This is a genomic window from Streptomyces sp. 2P-4 (assembly GCF_030167965.1).
Lineage (GTDB): Bacteria > Actinomycetota > Actinomycetes > Streptomycetales > Streptomycetaceae > Streptomyces > Streptomyces globosus_A.
Window position 1 is genome coordinate 1,173,578 of record NZ_CP095011.1, and the last position, 17,198, is coordinate 1,190,775.

General features: G+C 73.8%; 17 protein-coding genes. 3 read left to right on the forward strand and 14 right to left on the reverse strand.

The genetic code is table 11. The features are described from left to right. Positions 1-25: 25 nt before the first annotated feature. The 11 genes from MUK52_RS04795 to MUK52_RS04845 all read right to left on the reverse strand — a co-directional run bounded on the left by MUK52_RS04795 (position 26) and on the right by MUK52_RS04845 (position 11,864). Positions 26-1,120, reverse strand: a complete 1,095-nt coding sequence (locus MUK52_RS04795; RefSeq protein WP_428985417.1) for a polyprenyl synthetase family protein — start codon at positions 1,118-1,120, stop codon at positions 26-28. Positions 1,121-1,173: 53 nt separating this feature from the next. Then, entirely contained in the window at positions 1,174-2,583 is a 1,410-nt protein-coding gene (gene hpnE / locus MUK52_RS04800) for a hydroxysqualene dehydroxylase HpnE (RefSeq protein ID WP_284574826.1), read from the reverse strand. Continuing rightward, positions 2,580-3,548: a presqualene diphosphate synthase HpnD gene (hpnD, locus tag MUK52_RS04805; protein WP_428985416.1), complete on the reverse strand. Its 969-nt coding sequence runs from the start codon at positions 3,546-3,548 to the stop codon at positions 2,580-2,582. The genes hpnE and hpnD overlap by 4 nt, the downstream gene beginning before the upstream one ends. Beyond that, positions 3,545-4,462, reverse strand: a complete 918-nt coding sequence (gene hpnC, locus MUK52_RS04810; RefSeq protein ID WP_114058585.1) for a squalene synthase HpnC — start codon at positions 4,460-4,462, stop codon at positions 3,545-3,547. The genes hpnD and hpnC overlap by 4 nt, the downstream gene beginning before the upstream one ends. 356 nt (positions 4,463-4,818) lie before the next feature. After that, entirely contained in the window at positions 4,819-5,601 is a 783-nt protein-coding gene (locus tag MUK52_RS04815) for an ABC transporter ATP-binding protein (RefSeq protein ID WP_114055052.1), read from the reverse strand. After that, positions 5,594-6,523 (reverse strand): ABC transporter permease, encoded by a 930-nt coding sequence (locus MUK52_RS04820; protein WP_114055051.1) that lies wholly within the window; start codon positions 6,521-6,523, stop codon positions 5,594-5,596. The genes MUK52_RS04815 and MUK52_RS04820 overlap by 8 nt, the downstream gene beginning before the upstream one ends. A gap of 96 nt (positions 6,524-6,619) precedes the next feature. Next, on the reverse strand, positions 6,620-7,513 hold the full coding sequence (locus MUK52_RS04825; protein ID WP_114055050.1) for a glycosyltransferase family 2 protein: 894 nt from the start codon (positions 7,511-7,513) through the stop codon (positions 6,620-6,622). After that, the gene (locus MUK52_RS04830; RefSeq protein ID WP_114055049.1) at positions 7,510-8,289 is read right to left on the reverse strand and encodes a CDP-alcohol phosphatidyltransferase family protein; all 780 of its coding nucleotides are present in this window, start codon (positions 8,287-8,289) and stop codon (positions 7,510-7,512) included. Before MUK52_RS04830 ends, MUK52_RS04825 begins: the two co-directional genes overlap by 4 nt. Further along, positions 8,267-9,328 (reverse strand): iron-containing alcohol dehydrogenase family protein, encoded by a 1,062-nt coding sequence (locus MUK52_RS04835; protein ID WP_114055048.1) that lies wholly within the window; start codon positions 9,326-9,328, stop codon positions 8,267-8,269. Before MUK52_RS04835 ends, MUK52_RS04830 begins: the two co-directional genes overlap by 23 nt. After that, a complete protein-coding gene (locus MUK52_RS04840; protein WP_114055047.1) occupies positions 9,316-10,068 on the reverse strand; it encodes a phosphocholine cytidylyltransferase family protein in 753 nt (250 codons plus the stop codon). Before MUK52_RS04840 ends, MUK52_RS04835 begins: the two co-directional genes overlap by 13 nt. Beyond that, positions 10,065-11,864 (reverse strand): DUF5941 domain-containing protein, encoded by a 1,800-nt coding sequence (locus MUK52_RS04845; RefSeq protein ID WP_284581653.1) that lies wholly within the window; start codon positions 11,862-11,864, stop codon positions 10,065-10,067. The genes MUK52_RS04840 and MUK52_RS04845 overlap by 4 nt, the downstream gene beginning before the upstream one ends. A gap of 498 nt (positions 11,865-12,362) precedes the next feature. Here MUK52_RS04845 and MUK52_RS04850 point away from each other — a divergent pair, with 498 nt between their 5' ends. Next, complete coding sequence (locus MUK52_RS04850) at positions 12,363-13,679, forward strand: GNAT family N-acetyltransferase (RefSeq protein WP_284574828.1); 1,317 nt, start codon at positions 12,363-12,365, stop codon at positions 13,677-13,679. A 156-nt stretch (positions 13,680-13,835) separates the two neighbouring features. After that, positions 13,836-14,435, forward strand: a complete 600-nt coding sequence (gene idi, locus MUK52_RS04855) for an isopentenyl-diphosphate Delta-isomerase (protein WP_114055044.1) — start codon at positions 13,836-13,838, stop codon at positions 14,433-14,435. A 9-nt stretch (positions 14,436-14,444) separates the two neighbouring features. On the opposite strand, the gene MUK52_RS04860 is transcribed toward idi, so the two are convergent. Further along, on the reverse strand, positions 14,445-14,942 hold the full coding sequence (locus MUK52_RS04860) for an ATP-binding protein (RefSeq protein WP_284581654.1): 498 nt from the start codon (positions 14,940-14,942) through the stop codon (positions 14,445-14,447). A 129-nt stretch (positions 14,943-15,071) separates the two neighbouring features. Then, positions 15,072-15,737, reverse strand: a complete 666-nt coding sequence (locus tag MUK52_RS04865) for an HdeD family acid-resistance protein (RefSeq protein WP_284574829.1) — start codon at positions 15,735-15,737, stop codon at positions 15,072-15,074. 75 nt (positions 15,738-15,812) lie between these two features. Between MUK52_RS04865 and MUK52_RS04870 the strand changes: the two genes are divergently transcribed. Then, positions 15,813-16,559, forward strand: a complete 747-nt coding sequence (locus MUK52_RS04870) for an enoyl-CoA hydratase/isomerase family protein (protein WP_284574831.1) — start codon at positions 15,813-15,815, stop codon at positions 16,557-16,559. Here MUK52_RS04870 and MUK52_RS04875 read toward each other — a convergent pair. Then, positions 16,537-17,172 (reverse strand): DJ-1/PfpI family protein, encoded by a 636-nt coding sequence (locus MUK52_RS04875; protein WP_284574833.1) that lies wholly within the window; start codon positions 17,170-17,172, stop codon positions 16,537-16,539. The genes MUK52_RS04870 and MUK52_RS04875 overlap by 23 nt on opposite strands. Positions 17,173-17,198: the final 26 nt, after the last annotated feature.

The window sequence follows — 17,198 nt, forward strand, 5'->3', positions numbered from 1 at the left end:
CGTACCCGGGTGACGAGGGTGGCGGTCACTTCTTGCGTACGACGACGAAGTCGGCGAGGGCGGTCAGCTGGTCGCGGACCCGCTGGGGCATGTCGACGCCGTCGAGGGCCCGGATGGCGACGGCGTGCTGGCGGCGCGCCTCCTCCGCGGTCCAGGCGCGGCCGCCGGCCGCTTCGATGAGGGCGGCGCGGGCGGCGAACTCCTCCTCGGAGAAGTTCTCGAAGTCGTTGCTCTTGGCGTCGGCGGCGAGGAGTTCGCCGAGTTCCTCGGCGGCGGGGCCGCCTGCGGCGAGGGCGGCGACGACCGGGAGGGACTTCTTGCGCTGCCGCAGGTCGCTCCAGGTCTGCTTGCCGGTGGACTCGGGGTCGCCCCAGATGCCGAGGAGGTCGTCGACGGCCTGGAAGGCGAGGCCGAGGTGGTAGCCGTACTCCTCCAGCTTGTCGGCGGTGCGGTCGTCGGCGCCGCCGAGGACGGCACCGATGGAGACGGCGCAGGCGAGGAGGGCGCCGGTCTTGTTGCCCTCCATCTCCAGGCACTCCTCGACGCTCACGCGCTCGCGGTGCTCGTAGGAGATGTCCTGCGCCTGCCCGTCGATGAGCTTGCGGGTGGCCGTCGTCAGGCGGCGGGTGGCGCGGCCGGCCTCGACGGTGCCGAGCTCCAGCAGGATCTCGTTGGCGAGGGCGAAGAGGGCGTCGCCGACGAGGATGGCCTGGGCGGGGCCGTGGACCTTCCAGACGGTGTCGCGGTGGCGGCGCTGCTCGTCGCCGTCCATCAGGTCGTCGTGCAGCAGCGAGAAGTTGTGGACGAGTTCAACGGCCACGGCGCCGGGGATGCCGACCTCGGCGGGGGCGCCGGCGGCCTCGGCGGACAGCAGGGCGAGGGCGGGGCGGACGGCCTTGCCGCCGTCGCCGTCCGCCGGGTTGCCGTGGGCGTCGATCCAGCCGAAGTGGTAGGCGGCGACGGTGTCCATGGGCGCGGCGAGCCGGTCGACCGCGGCGCGGAGCACGGGGGTGGACAGCGTGCGCCCGCGCTCCAGGAGGGCGAGCGTGTCCGCCGCGGCCGCCTGCGCGGCTCCCTTGCCGGCATCCGTGTTCTCGACAGCCGGGTTCCCCGGGTTCACTGGCTCTCCTCTGTTTCCTGTGCGTGCTGCGCTGCCGTTCGTGCTGATGATCGTCATGCCGCCTCCGTCAGGGGGTGGGCGCGGTGGCGGCCGAGCGCGGTGAGGGCGGCGTGCGCCGCGTCCCATCCGCTCCGGACGGCACTCTCCATGGTCGCGGGCCAGCCGGTGGCGGTCCACGCACCGGCGAGATAGAGGCCCGGCGTGTCGGTCCGCGCGCCGGGGCGGAGCCGGCCGACGCCGGGGGTGGGGGCGAACGTGGCGGTCCGCTCCCGGGTCACGAAGAAGTCCCGTACCTTCGCGCCCCGTGCGGCGGGCAGGAGGCGCTCCAGTTCGGGGAGGTACTTGGCGCGCAGCACGGAGACCGGTTCGTCGATGTCGTCCTGGGCGGCGGACTGGGAGACGGCGAGGTACTGGCCGCCGTCGGGCAGTCCGGAGGAGTCGGTGCGGTCGAACACCCACTGGACGGGGGTGCCGAGGGCGGCGAAGAAGGGCTGCCGGAGCACCTTGCGGTCGTAGACGACGTGGACGTTGAGGATGGGGGCGGTGTCGATGTCGAGGAGCCGGTCGGGGTCGGCGAGGGCGCCGGGCGGGAGCAGTGCGTGGGCCTCGCGCTGGGGGACGGCGAGGACGACGGTGTCCGCGTCGAGGGTGCCGTCCTCGGTGGCGACCTGCCAGGCGCCGTCCGCGGTGCGGGTGAGCGAGGCGGCGCGGGCGCGCAGTTCGGTGCGGACGCCGGCGGCGTCGAGGGACGCGCGGGCGAGGGTGTCGTGCAGGTGGCCGAGGGGGACGCGGGCCCAGCCGATGTCGGCGGCGCCGTTGCCGGAGAGCAGGCCGGTCTTGAAGACCATGGCGGCCAGGCCGAGGGAGGAGCGGTCGGCGGTGGCGTTGAGGGTGGCGACGCCGATGAGGTCCCACAGGGCCTCGACGGTGCGCGGGCTCTGCCCGTGGCGGCCCAGCCAGGTCGCGAAGTCGATGCCGTCGAGGGCCGGGTCGGCGGGGTCGAGGCGGCCCAGGGCGAGGGCGGCGCGGCCGACTCCGGCGCGTTCGGCAGGCGTGAGGTGGGGGTAGCGGGCGAGGGAGGCCGCCAGGTGCAGGGGGACCGGCAGGGCGTTGCGGCGCAGCCGGCCGAGGCGGGGGCCGCGGGGGTGGGCGACGTCGAGGACGGGGACGTCGAGCCGGTCCTGGAGCGGGGCGAGGGCGGCGCCGCCGACCCGGTCGAGGAACCACCGGTAGGCGGTGCAGCAGCGGAGGTAGACGTGCTGGCCGTTGTCGACGGTGAGGTCGCCGCGCTTGAAGGAGAACGCGAGGCCGCCGAGGCGGGGGCGGCCCTCCAGGAGGGTCACCTGCAGGCCGGCGTCGGCGAGTTCGAGGGCCGCGGTGGTGCCGGCGAGGCCGCCGCCGACGACGACGGCGCGCCGGCCGGCGGTGCGGGCGGGGTCCTCGGAGCCGGTCGTGGGGGTCATCGGGTGCGCCTCCGCGTGCTCTGGCGGGTGATGGTCCGCGCGTCGAGGCCGGACAGGCCGCGGACGGCGACGTACGCCTTCTCGTGGGTGGGCAGCGAGACGCGGCCGCGGAGGACGGCGTCCGGTTCGCGTTCGATGCGGTCGAGGAGGCGGCGGTAGATGCCGGCCATCGCGGCGACGCAGGCCCCGCTGCGGCGGTCGAGGAGCGGCAGCAGCCGGTAGCCCTCGGCGAACAGGGCGCGGGCGCGGCGGACTTCGTGGTGGACGAGTCCGGCGAAGTCGGCGGAGGCGGGGAGCCGGCCGGTGCGGAAGTCGGCCGGGTCGCAGCCGAACTTGGCGAGGTCCTCGGCGGGCAGGTAGGTGCGGCCGTTGCCGGCGTCCTCGCGGACGTCGCGCAGGATGTTGGTGAGCTGGAGGGCGAGGCCGAGGGTGTCGGCGTATGCGGAGGCGTGCTCGGCTCGGGGCCCGGCGCCGGCGGTGGTGCCGAAGACGCCGAGGGAGAGCCGGCCGATGGCTCCGGCGACGCAGCGGCAGTAGGTCTTCAGGTCGTCCCAGGTGGCGTAGGTCTCGCCGCGGACGTCCATGAGGACGCCGTCGATGAGCTCGTCGAGTCCGCCGAGGGGGATGGGGAAGCGGCGGGCGGCGTGGGCGAGGGCGACCGCGACGGGGTCGGTGTCGTCCTCGTCGACGGCGCCGGAGCGGACCCTGCCGAGCAGGGCGCGGGTCTCCTCCAGGCGGGCGAGCTTGGCGTCGGGCGGCAGGGTGCCGTCGCCGATGTCGTCGACGCGCCGGGAGAAGGCGTAGAGCGCGGACATGGCCTGCCGCTTGTCGGCGGGCAGCAGCCTGATGCCGTAGGCGAAGTTGCGCGCCTGCGTGCCGGTGACGGCCTCGCAGTAGCTGTAGGCAGCCTGGACCTGCGCGGACGGCGCGGTGGTGTGTGCGGAACCCTCCACGGTCGGGCTCACCCCTTTCTCGGCGCGGTGCGCAGGACGGCGGCCACCTCGCGGAGCAGGCCGCTCCCGGTGGGCTTGGGCGGGCCGGGCAGGACGTCGAAACCGGCGTCGGCGATGGCGCGCAGGGCGGCGCGGCCGCCGCCGGTGAAGCCGGCGAGGAGCAGGCGCAGGCGGCCGCGGACGCTGCCGACGAGCGGGGTGCCCTCGTCGAGGAGGTCCCGGGCGCGGGCGGCCTCGTGGGCGATGAGGGAGCGGACGGAGGCGCCGGCGGTCGGTGCGGCGAGGTCGGCCTCGCCGACGCGGAAGCGGCGCATGTCCTCGGCGGGGAGGTAGATGCGGTCGCGGCGCAGGTCCTCGGAGACGTCCTGGAGGTGTTCGACGATCTGGAGGGCGGTGCAGATCGCGTCGGACCGGCGGATCCGCTCGGGGGTGGCGGTGCCGGTCAGGCCGAGGACGAGGCGGCCGACGGGGTTCGCGGACAGCTCGCAGTAGGCGAGGAGGTCGCCGTACGTCGCGTAGCGCGTGGTGTGCTGGTCCTGGCGGTTGGCCTCGATCAGGGCGCGGAACGGCTCGGGGGTGAGGCCGTGGTCGCGGACGACGGGCCGCAGGGCCGCGAGGAGCGGGTGGCGGGGCGGTGGCCCGGCGGCGAAGACGCGCCCCAGGTCGGCTTCGAGGGCGTCGAGCATCGCCGGCCGGTCGTCCGCGGCGGCGGCATCGAGGCCGAGGAGGACGGCGTCGCGGCCGCCGGGGGCGAGGTCGCCGTCGCCGATGTCGTCGACGAGGCGGGCGTATCCGTAGACGGCGGTCAGGCCGTCGCGCCAGGCGCGCGGGAGGAACGCGGGGGCCACGGGGAAGTTCTCCGTCCGGGCCTTGTCGAGGGTGGCGCTCGTGTGGGCGTCGGGGGCCGGGGCCGGCCGGGGACGGATGCCGTGCGCCGGGGTCACCGCCCGCCGCCCGCGGCGGGGACGGCCGTAATGCCTGGGGGCCGGAGAATTCCCGTAGCCATTGCCGTCATATCTCCCGTTCTACACTGCCGACCCAATGCATCCTATTTCGGACACGCCGCCGGACTTTCCCCGGGGGGTCCCAGGCCGTTCACCTGCGGGGAATCGTCCCCTCTTGCCGCGATTCAAGACCGCCCCAGCTTACGCTGTACAACGCCGCGGAACGCTCTGGGGTATTCACTGCGCCACCGAATGTCGGGCGTGAAATGTCCCGCGCAGGGCCGGGACATGCGAGGACCCCCGCTGCTCGGCGCGGCGGGGGCCCCATGCCGTCACGTTCAGTGACCGGACGCCTTCTCGTATGCCGAGACCACCTCGTCGGTGGGCCCGTCCATCAGGAGTTCGCCCTTCTCCAGCCACAGGACGCGGCTGCAGGTATCGCGGATCGACTTGTTGTTGTGGCTCACCAGGAAGACGGTTCCGGCCTGCTGGCGCAGCTCGCGGATCCGCGCCTCGGAGCGCACCTGGAACTTGCGGTCGCCGGTGGCGAGCGCCTCGTCGATCATCAGCACGTCGTGGTCCTTGGCCGCCGCGATGGAAAAGCGCAGGCGTGCGGCCATGCCGGAGGAGTACGTGCGCATCGGCAGGGAGATGAAGTCGCCCTTGTCGTTGATTCCGGAGAAATCGACGATGTCCTGGTACCGCTCGTGGATCTGCTCGCGGCTCATGCCCATGGCCAGGCCGCCGAGGACGACGTTCCGCTCGCCCGTGAGGTCGTTCATCAGGGCCGCGTTGACGCCGAGCAGCGACGGCTGGCCGTCGGTGTAGACCTTGCCGGACTCGCAGGGCAGCAGGCCCGCGATGGCGCGCAGCAGCGTCGACTTGCCGGAGCCGTTGGAGCCGATGAGGCCGATGGCCTCGCCGCGGTAGGCGGTGAAGGACACCCCGCGCACGGCGTGGACGCGGCGGACGCCGGGCGCGTCTCCCTTGCCCCTGCGGAGTATCTTGCTGAGCGCCGCCGTGGCGCTGCCGCGGCCGGAGCTGCCGGTGTTGACGCGGTAGACGATGTGCACGTCGTCGGCGATGACGGTGGGGATCGAGCCCCTGTTGTTCTCAGCCACGGCCGTAGCGCTCCTCAGCCTTCCAGAAGTACACGAAGCCGCCGAGGCCGATGACGACGGCCCAGCCGACGGCGAAGGCCCAGACGTGCGGCGGGAGGTTCTCGCTGCCGTAGCCGTCGATCAGCGCGAAGCGGATCAGGTCCATGTAGATCGCCGCGGGGTTCCACTGGAGGACGTCCGCGATCCACGCCGGGCGGTCCTTGAGCATCTCGTTGATCGAGAACATGACGCCGGAGGCGTACATCCAGGTGCGCGTCAGGAACGGCATCAGCTGGGCGAGGTCCGGGGTCTTGGCGCCCATGCGCGCGAAGATCAGCGCGAGGCCGGTGTTGAAGACGAACTGGAGCACCAGGGCGGGGATCACCAGCAGCCACGACAGCGAGGGGTAGCTGCCGAAGATGACCGCGACGACCAGCACGACGATCATCGAGTACATCAGCTGCTGGAGCTGCTGCATCGAGAAGGAGATCGGCAGGGAGGCGCGCGGGAAGTGCAGGGCGCGGACCAGGCCCAGGTTGGACGGGATGGCCCGCACGCCCGCCATCAGCGAGCTCTGCGTGAACGTGAAGACGAAGATGCCGATGACGAGGAAGGGGATGTAGACCCCCTTCTCCATGCCGCGGCCCGCGTTCAGGATGAGGCCGAAGATCAGGTAGTACACGAGCGCGTTGAGCAGCGGCGTCGCCACCTGCCACAGCTGGCCGAGCTTGGCCTGGCTGTACTGGGCGACCAGCTTGGCCCGGGAGAACGCCATGATGAAGTGGCGCCGCTCCCAGAGCTGCCGCACGTAGCCGGGCAGGCTCGGCCGGGCACCGCTGACGGACAGGCCGTACTTCCTGGCGAGCTCAGCAGGGGTCAGCCCCGCGTCTTCGGACGGCGGCTTGCTCGTGGCGAGGGCGCCATCCTGGGTTGTGTCACTCACAAGTTGAAACTTTCCGTCTTCACGATGCGGCAGAGGCGGACCGGGGACGAGAGGCGCTCTGTCCCTGGTCGCGCCATGTTCTCAAACGCCAGCGTGTCAGATGACAGGCGGTCGACCCAGCCGGGTCAGCCGCCAGACCGTACGCCACCTCATCGGGCGCCGGGGACCGCAGGGGGTGGTCCAGCCCTCCCTGAAGCCGCCGAACCACGCCTTGAGCGCCGGCCCGGAGGGCCTGCGCAGGAGCGTCAGCAGCAGCCAGACGCCCACGTAGACCGGGACCAGCGGGAGGGGCAGGTTGCGGCGGGCGAGCCACACCCTGTTACGGGCCACCATACGGTGGTAGACCGCGTGCCGGGAGGGGGCGGTCGCCGGGTGCAGCAGCACCATGTCCGCCCGGTAGTCGATCATCCACCCGGCGTCGAGGGCCCGCCAGGCCAGGTCGGTCTCCTCGTGGGCGTAGAAGAACTCCGCCGGGAGGGTGCCGACCTGGCCGAGGACCGCGGTCCGCACGGCGTTGGCGCCGCCGAGGAAGGTGGTGACCCGGGAGGACCGCATCGGGTCCGAGGCGCGCAGCCGGGGCACGTGCCGCCGCTGAGTGGTGCCGGTCTCCGGATCGGCGATGCGGAAGCTGACGATGCCCAGCCGGGGGTCCTCCGCGAAGGCGCGGCGGCACAGCTCGGCGGTGTCGGTGCGCTCCAGCAGCCCGTCGTCGTCGAGGAAGAGCAGGATGTCGACGTCGCTGCCGCCGGGGCCGAAGGCCTCGATGCCGACGTTGCGGCCGCCGGGGATGCCGAGGTTCTCGGGCAGGGCGACGGTGCGCACGCCGGCCGCGGGGTCGGCGAAAGCCGCGGGGTCCACGCCCTGGCCGACGACGACGACCTCGACCGGGTCGCCCTCCTGGCGGGCGACGGAGTCGAGGAGCGCCTTCAGCTCGTCGGGGCGGTTGCCCATGGTGATGACGACCGCGCCGACGCGCAGCGGGGCGCTCACCGCAGCCTGCTGGAGGCGAGGACGGACACGAGGTGGAGCACCGTCTGCAGCAGCGCGATGCCGGCCAGGACGGCCACGCCGAGGCGGGTGAAGTACAGGCCGCCCTGGATCTGGTCCAGCACGGCCAGCAGCAGGATCAGCAGCGAGGCCTCTATGCCGAGGATCAGGCGGTGGAACTTGAGGGCGGCAGCGGCCCGGCGGGCCAGGGCCATGCCGGAGGAGCGCGGCTCGGCGGCGGCCTCCTTGACCGGGGGCAGCCCGCCCTGGTGCCGGGCGACGCCGACCAGGTCGGTCTCCGCCTTGATCAGGATCGCGCCGAGCGCCGCGAGGGTGCCGAGGAAGGCCCACAGCCAGTCGATCCGGCCGCCGCCCCACAGGTCGGCGGCGCGCAGGCCGAGGCCGACCAGGACGGCCGCGTCGCACAGGTAGGCGCCGACCCGGTCCAGGTAGACCCCGGAGAGGGAGTACTGCTTCTTCCAGCGGGCGACCTCGCCGTCGACGCAGTCCAGCAGCAGGTAGAGCTGGACGGCGACCACGCCGAGGACGGCGCCCCAGACGCCCGGCACGAGCAGCGCGGGCAGCGCGAGGACGCCCGCCAGGGTCATCACGTAGGTCAGCTGGTTCGGCGTGACCTTGGTGGTGACCAGGAGGCGGGTGATGCGCAGGGAGACCTCGCGCATGTACAGGCGGCCGCCCCAGTGCTCGCCGCTGCGCCGGTCCTTCACGCCCTCCGGGTGAACGACGGGCCGGAGCTCAGCTACGGATGGTCTTGGCATAGTCGGCGTAAGCGTCCCTGATATCGGCGGCGGACAGGTTGCGGTGCTCCAGGATCGTGAAACGCCCGGGGCGGGTCTGGGGTGCGTACTCGACCGCGGCGACGAACTCCTCCGCGCTGAAGCCGATCTCCTCGGGGAGGACCGGCAGGCCGTGGCGGCGCAGCACCTCGGCGAAGAGCCCGGACTGCTCGACGGCGCCCCGCAGGTGCATCGCGAAGGCGGCGCCGAGGCCGACCTGCTCGCCGTGGAGCGCGGAGCGCCCGGGGTGGAGCAGGTCGAAGGCGTGGCTGATCTCGTGGCAGGCACCGGAGGCGGGGCGGGTGTCCCCGCTGATCGACATGGCGATGCCGGTCAGGACGAGGGACTCGGCGAGGACCGTGAGGAACTCGTCGTCGCCGCAGCCGCCGGGGTGGCGCAGCACGGCCTCGCCGGCGGTGCGGGCCATCGCGGCGGCGAGGCCGTCGACGGCCTCGCCGTTGACCTCGTGCGACAGCTCCCAGTCGGCGATGGCGGAGATGTTGGAGAGGGCGTCGCCGATGCCGGCGCGGACGAACCGGACGGGAGCCTCCTTGATCACGTCGAGGTCGATGACCATCGCGATCGGGGTGGGCACGCCGTAGGAGCCGCGGCCGTTGTCGTTGTCGAGGGTAGCGACCGGCGAGCAGATGCCGTCGTGGGACAGATTGGTGGCGACGGCCACCATGGGCAGGCCGACCCGCGCCGCGGCGTACTTCGCCACGTCGATGATCTTGCCGCCGCCCAGGCCCACGACGGCGTCGTAGCGGCGGCCCTTTATGTCGTCGGCGAGCTTGACGGCCGAGTCGATGGTGCCGTCGACGACCGCGTACCAGTCGGCGTGCGGCAGCACCGGCTCCAGCTTGGTGCGCAGTACCTGGCCGGAGCCGCCGCTGATGGCGATGGCCAGCTTGCCGGACGCGGAGATCCGCTGGTCGGCCAGGAGGCCGGCCAGGTCGTCCATGGCGCCCCGGCTGATGTCGACGACGACCGGGGAGGGGATGAGCCTCGTCAGTACTGGCATGCGATCGTCCGGCCCTTGGCGAGGTCGTCGTGGTTGTCGATCTCCACCCACCTGACGTCGCCGATGGGGGCCACGTCGATCGCGAAGCCGTCGTTGACGAGCTGCTGGTAGCCGTCCTCGTAGTAGAGGTCCGGGTCGCGCTCGAAGGTGGTCTTCAGGGCCTCGGCGAGGGCCTGGGCGGCCTCGGGCTCGATGAGGGTGACGCCGATGTACTCGCCGGTGGCGTCGGCCGGGTCCATCAGCTTGGTGATCTTCTGCACGCCGCGGCCGTCGGCGGTGACGACCTTCATCTCCTCGTCGGCCAGGCTCTTGACCGTGTCGAGGGCGAGGATGATCTTCTTGCCGTCGCCGCGGGCGGCGAGGAGGGTCTCCTCGACGGAGACCGGGTGGACGGTGTCGCCGTTGGCGAGGATCACACCGCGGCCGAGGACCTCGCGCGCGCACCACAGGGAGTAGGCGTTGTTCCACTCCTCTGCCTTGTCGTTGTCGATCAGCGTGATCGAGAGCCCGTACTTGGCCTCCAGGGCCTCGCGGCGCTCGTAGACGGCCTCCTTGCGGTAGCCGACGACGATCGCGACCTCGGTGAGGCCGACGGCGGCGAAGTTGCCGAGGGTCAGGTCGAGGACCGTCAGGCTCTCCTCGTCGCCCTCGGGGCCGACGGGCACGAGGGCCTTGGGCAGGGTGTCGGTGTAGGGACGCAGGCGGCGTCCGGCACCGGCAGCGAGGACAAGGCCGATCATGCTGGTTCTCCTTCGTCATGTACGGCGGGTGCCCCGGAGGAGACCCAGAAGCGGATGCTCTCGGCGAGCACCACGGTTGCCACGGCGACGGCCAGGGCGGTGAGCGCGAAGCGGAAGTCCGCGGCGCGCGTCGCCAGGACGGCGGCCAGGACCGCGGTCAGCAGCACCCGGCCGTCGTGGCCGCCGATCGTCCGCACGAGCCAGTGCGGGGGCGCGCCCGCGTTGCCGCGGATGCGGTAGACCGTGTCGTAGTGATGGTAGGCGACCGCCGCGACCAGTCCGAATGCCGCCGGGAGAGCTCCGGGGACGTCCGCCTTGGCGGCCAGGACCAGCACGGTGGTGTACTCGGCGGCCCGGAAGACGGGCGGGATCAGCCAGTCGAGCGCCCCGGCCAGGGGGCGGGCGACGGCGACCCCGGCGAGCACCGCGTAGCCGGCGGCGGCCGCCGCGGTCTGCCAGGCGCCGAAGGGCTGTGCCCAGGCCGTCCACAGCAGGCCGGCCGAGCCGGCCACGGCGGCGGCGAGCCCCGCGGCCGGCGCCGTACGGCCGAGGACGCGGCCCGCGGCGCGGGCGGCGAGCTCGGCGACCGGGCCGGTGTCGGCCAGGTCGGCCAGGGCGCGGGCGGCGCGCTCGGTGCGCCGGGCCTTGCGGGTGAGCGAGCGCAGCACCCGGCCGGCGGTGGTGTAGAGCGCGCCGAACGCACAGCCGGCGAGCAGCGCGTAGAAGACGATGCGGGGGGTGGTGAAGGCCGTCAGGACGGCGATCATCGCCCAGCGCTCGCCGATCGGCAGGATGATCATCCGGCGGAGCCAGACGGTCCAGCCGACGCTGTCGAGCCGGTCGGAGAGGGCCGCGGTGGGGCTGGTGTTCGCGGTCGCGTCGTGGTTGGCCTCGTTGAAGGAGAAGTCCACGACGTGCCGGCAGGTCATGAGGATCATGGCGCCGAGCGCGAGCCCCCACACGTCGTCGCCGCCGCGGGCGGCGCCCAGCGCGAGGCCCGCGTAGAAGGAGTACTCCTTCGCCCGGTCGAAGGTGGCGTCGAGCCAGGCGCCCATCGTCGAGTACTGGAGCGAGTAGCGGGCCAGCTGCCCGTCGGTGCAGTCCAGGACGAACGAGACGAGCAGCAGCACGCCCGCGGTGACGTACCCCCAGCGCTCGCCGGTGGCGGCGCAGCCGGCGGCGACGAGCGCGGTGGCCAGCGAGGCGGTGGTGACCTGGTTGGGGGTCAGGCCGCGGCGGGCGCACCAGCGGGCGATGTAGCGCGAGTAGGGGCTGATGAAGAAGGTGGTGAAGAACCCGTCCCGGGACTTCACGGCGGAGCGCAGGCGCACCGCCTCCTCGTCCACGGCCGCGACGGCGGCCTCGGCGGCCTGCCGCTCCGCCGCGGTCGCGGGGACGGCGGCGACGAGGCTGCCCAGCTCCGGCCGCTGGACCGGGGTCCCGGCGGCCTCGACGGCGGCGGCGAGCCGGTCGGCCCAGGGGCCGTCGCCGGCTTCCGTTTCGGGCAGCGCGGCGGCCTTGTCGAGGGCCGCGCGTGCGGCCGGCCGGACGGTGAGGGCACCGGTGACCGCGCACGCGTCGAAGCGCGGGTCGGTCAACGCGAGGCGCAGCGCGTGGACGTGCCCGACGAAGGCGCTGTCCACGACGGCCACCCGCTGGTCGGCGGGGACGGCGGCGAGGACCGCGGCCGCGTCCGCCGGGGCGGCCGCGGTGCGCACGTCGAAGCCGAGGGAGCGCAGCTCTTCCGCGAGCGGTGATCCGGGGACCGGCAGACCGGTGAGGATGACGGTCGACAGACGAACTCACTCCTTGCGGCGATCACGGCGGCAGACGCCGCACGGGGGCGCGGCAGCACGTCGGCTGAGGCTATCGGATGACGGGAAGCACGGGCTCACCACCCGTTTGGCTCCCCGGGTGCCGGCGGCCCCGGTGTCCGGGCGCCTCGGCGCGATCATCATCGGTGATCGCGCCGAGGTGCGACAAACCCCCGGATGTTAAAGTGGGGCGGCTCACGCCGGCTCCGGCCGGCGGAGCGGCAGGAGGCGGTCCCGCACCGGGCGGACCGCGACGAGGAACGGCCGCCCTTCGCGGGCGGACGGGGACCGGTACGGATCGGCCGAGCAGCCGGCGTACGGGTTCCGGGGATCCGGGAGGTGGGTTGATGGCCGTCGCAGCAGTCGCTGCCGTGCGCAGCGGGCTCCGGTTCGTCCCCCTTTCCCTGCGGGTGCCCGGCCGGTCCTGATCCCAGCGATCCGGCCCGTCGGCGGGTGCCCCTTTCCCTTCGAGGGTTCACGTTGACCGACCATTCCGGTTCTCCTTCCGATCACTGCACCCGCGCCGAGCTCGTGGAGGCGTTCTTCGCCCTCCACGCGGGCCTGCCCCGGCAGGCCCCCGGCTCCGACGCCACCACCCGGCACCTGCTGTCGCTGTGCGGGCCCCTGCCCGAGCGGCCGCAGATCCTGGACCTCGGCTGCGGCCCCGGCCGTAGCGCCCTCCTCCTCGCGCAGGAGGCCGGCCCGGCCGCCGAGGTGACCGCCGTCGACCTGCACCGCCCCTTCCTCGACGAGCTCCGCTCCGCCGCGGCGGAGCGCGGGCTCGCCGACCGGATCCGCCCCGTCGAGGCGGACCTGGCCGCGCTCCCCTTCCCCGCCGGGTCCTTCGACCTGGTGTGGGCGGAGGGCTCGGCGTACGTCCTGGGCTTCGACGCCGCGCTCACGCGGTGGAAGCCGCTGCTCGCGCCCGGCGGGACCCTCGTGCTCACCGAGTGCGAGTGGACCGCGGAGGAGCCCTCCGCCGGGGCCCGCGCCTTCTGGGACCCGCGCTGTCCCCTGCGCCACACCGCCCGCAACCTCGCGGCGGCGCAGGCGGCCGGCTACCGGGTCCTCGGGGTGCACCTGCTGCCGGACTCCGACTGGGCCGCGTACTACGGGCCGCTCGCCGAGCGGATCGCCGGGGCCGAGGCCCGCGCCCGGGCGGGGGACGCCCCCGCGGCGGCGGACGCCGCCGCGCTGGCCGAGGCCCGCGAGGAGATCGCCGTACGCTCCCGGCACGGCCGCGAGTACGGCTGCACCGGCTACGTCCTGCGCCCGGCGGACGCCGGCAGGGCGGCGGCCTGGCCGACCCGGCCGGAGGCCCCCGCGGACGCGGCCGCCGTACGGGCCGTCAACCTGGCGGCCTTCGGAACCCCGCTGGAGGCGGACCTCGTCGACGCACTGCGCACGGACCCGGCATGGCTGCCGGGGCTGTCGTACGTGGCGGAGGGCCCGGACGGGTCGGTCGCGGCGCACGCCCTGCTGACCCGCTGCGAGGTCGGCGGTGCGCCCGCCCTCGCCCTCGCCCCGGTGGCCGTCGACCCTGCGCTCCAGCGCTCGGGGGCCGGCAGCGCCGTCGTACGGGCGCTGCTCGCGGCGGCGCAGGAGCGCGGGGAGTCCCTCGTACTGGTGCTGGGGCACCCGGAGTACTACCCGCGGTTCGGGTTCGTCCCGGCCTCGCGGTTCGGGATCCGGGCGCCGTTCGAGGTGCCGGACGAGGCGCTGATGGCGCTGGTGCTCGACGCGACGGCGCCGCTTCCGCGGGGCCCGATCGCCTACGCGGCGCCCTTCGGCGGGTAGGCCCGCCGGGCCGGTGCGGCGCGCAGGGCGGGGTTTCCGCGCGCCGCACCGGCCGCCTACCACGCAGCCGGGGCAGACATGCGCGAATCGGCGAAGTGCGGACGAGTGTCGCGCGTGGGGCAGACTGGGGGCCTGAGTCCGAAGCGAAGGATGGGTATGCCGACCACACCAGCCACCGCCGCGAACAGCGCGCCCCACGGCACCGGCACTCAAGAACCGATCATGCTCGAACTGGTCGACGAGTCCGGCAACACCATCGGCACGGCGGAGAAGCTCTCCGCCCACCAGGCGCCCGGCCTGCTGCACCGGGCCTTCTCCGTGTTCCTCTTCGACGAGCAGGGCCGCCTCCTGCTCCAGCAGCGGGCGCTGGGCAAGTACCACTCGCCCGGCGTCTGGTCGAACACGTGCTGCGGTCACCCCTACCCCGGGGAGTCCCCGTTCGCCGCCGCCGCCCGGCGGACGCACGAGGAGCTGGGCCTGTCGCCCTCGCTGATGGCGGAGGCGGGCACGGTCCGCTACAACCACCCCGACCCCGATTCGGGTCTGGTGGAGCAGGAGTACAACCACCTGTTCGTGGGACTCGCGCAGGCGGCGCTGCGCCCTGACCCGGAAGAGGTCGCCGACACCGCGTTCGTGACCCCCGGGGAGCTGGAGAAGCGCCACGCCGAGGTGCCGTTCTCGGCGTGGTTCATGACGGTGCTGGACGCGGCCCGGCCGGCGATCCGCGAGCTGACGGGCGACGCTGCCGGCTGGTAGGCCCGCCGCTCAGTGCGTCCGGGCGGGCGGTACGGCGAGCGGCAGGGCCGCCCAGATGACCTTGCCGCCCGCCGCGGTGTGCTCGACGTCGCAGACCCCTCCGGCCTCCCGGGTGGTCTCGCGGACGAGCAGCAGGCCGCGGCCGCCGGTCTGCCCGAAGTCGGCCTCCAGCGCCTTGGGCCGGTAGGGGTGGTTGTCCTCGACGGCCACCCGTACCCACTCCCTGCCGATCGCGACCTCGACGGCCACCTCCGGGGACAGCAGGGCCGCGTGCCGCACCGAGTTCGTCACCAGTTCGGAGACGATCAGCAGCAGGGAGTACACGAGGTCCCGGTCGGCCGGCACGCCCTGGCGGCCGAGCAGCTCGCGGACCGCCCGGCGGGCCTGCGGAACGGATTCTTCAACGGCGGGCACGGTGAACCGCCACACGCCTTCGTACGCGAGCGGACCGGCCGGGGCCTCCGGCTCACCCGCCTCGACCGGCGGGACGCCCCCGCTGACTTCCATCTCCCGGCCCCGTCCTTCGCACTCGATCGTCTCCACTCGTCCAGAGTGGGGAACGTGCGGTGCGGACCGGACCGCTGACCACAACTCAGCGGGATTCGGCCGCTTTCCGACCGGCGGCGTATGACAGCGTCAGTTGTGCGACTGATCCTGATCCCCTGCGGGGCCCTCCCCGGCCGCTCGCCCGTCCCCGCCGCCCTCCTGGCCGACCAGACGCAGCACGCGCCGCGCCCCCACGCCCAGCGCGATCAGCGCCAGCCCGTCGAAGAGCAGGGCGAGGGAGAAGAAGGTCCCGATCACGTACAGGCTGCTGCTGGGCCAGCTCGCGAGGATCAGCAGGCCGAGCACGATACCGAAGGCGCCCTGGACGAGCGTCAGCCCGAAGTGCGCGCCCCGGACCACGATCGCCCCGACCAGCCGGAAGACGCCCGCGACGAGGAACAGCAGCGCGGCGAACATCGTCAGCGCCTCGGCACTGGCCTCGGGGCGGCGCAGCACCACGAAGCCCGCGGCGATGTTGACGGCGGCGACCATGACGGTCAGCCAGAAGTGGCTGCTGCCCCGCGACTGCACGGCCTGCACGAGGCCCACGATGCCGCCGACCAGCAGCAGCCAGCCGAACAGGAACATCGACGTGAGCGTCGCGAGCCCCGCGTACACCAGGCCGGCCAGCCCGCCGAGGACCAGGACCGCGCCGAGCAGGGCCAGCAGCGCGTAGCTCCGCCTGAGCTTCTTCGTCCCCTTGGCGTCGAGGCCGCCGGGCGGGGGGTCTGCGCCGTCTGCCGGGTCTGCGCCCATGGGCGTGCCACCTTTCAGCGCCCCCCGTCGGACTCCCCGATCATAGGATCGGCCGCCCGGGATAGCATCCGGCGCATGGACGCAGCCCTCCTGCACTCGGTCGACGACGGCGTCGCCACCGTCGTCGTCTCCCACCCCGCGAAGCGCAACGCCATGACCGCGGCGATGTGGCGGGCACTTCCGGAACTGCTGGACGCCCTGTCCGCCGATCGGGCGGTGCGCGTCCTGGTGCTGACCGGGGACGGGCCGACCTTCTGCGCCGGCGCGGACATCTCCTCCCTGGCCGGGAAGGAGGACCCGCAGGCCCTGGCCGTGCTCGCCGAGGAGGCCCTGGCGGCCTTCCCGAAGCCGACGATCGCGGCGATCCGCGGCTTCTGCGTCGGCGGCGGCAGCCAGCTCGCCGCCGCCTGCGACCTGCGCTTCGCGGAGGAGGGCTCCTCCTTCGGGGTGACGCCGGCCCGGCTCGGCATCGTCTACCCGGCCTCCTCGACGCGCCGGCTCGTCTCCCTCGTCGGCCCGGCCACCGCCAAGTACCTCCTCTACTCCGCCGAGTTGATCGGCGCCGAGCACGCCCTGCGGGCGGGCTTCCTCGACGAGCTGCTGCCGGCCGGGCAGCTGGAGCGGCGGGTCGCGGAGTTCGCCCGCATCCTGACGACCCGCTCGCAGCTGACGCAGGCGGCCGCGAAGGAGTTCGCCGACGGCCGGACCGGCCGGGCCGCCCACTGGGCGGCCGAGGCCGCCGCGAGCGGCGACACCGCGGAGGGCGTCGCCGCGTTCCTGGAGCGGCGGACCCCCGCCTTCACCTGGACGGCAGGGGGCTGACCCCGCGCAGCCGCGCGACCACCTCCGCCGGCGCCTTCTCGGGCGAGCCGGCGTCGTAGGGCGGCTGCGGGTCGTACTCGATCATCAGCTGGACGGTCTGCGCCTGCTCGTCCCCGGCGAGGCGGCCCACCAGCGCCAGCCCCATGTCGATGCCCGAGGACACCCCGGCGGCCGTGACGTACTTGCCGTCGAAGACGACACGCTCGCCGGTGGGCCGGGCGCCGTACGCCGGGAGGCGGTCCAGGTAGAGCCAGTGGCCCGTGGCGCGGCGGCCGTCGAGGAGGCCGGCGGCGGCGAGCAGCAGGGAGCCAGTGCACACCGAGGCGGTCCAGGTGGTGGCGGTGTCGACGGTCCGCAGCCAGTCGAGGACGGCCGGGTTGCCGGTCTGGGTCTCGGGGGCGGGGCCGCCGGGGACGACGAGGATGTCGGGGCTGACCACCTCGTCGAGGGCCTTGTCGGCGACGAGGGACAGCCGGCCGGAGTCACAGCGCACCGGGCCGGGGCGCTCGGCGACGAACACGGTCTCCGTGCCGGGCAGGTGGGCGAGGGTCTCGTAGGGGCCGACGGCGTCGAGGGCGGTGAAACCGTCGTAGAGCAGGACGGCGATCTGCATGTCTCCTCCGAAGGGGTGCGCCGGTA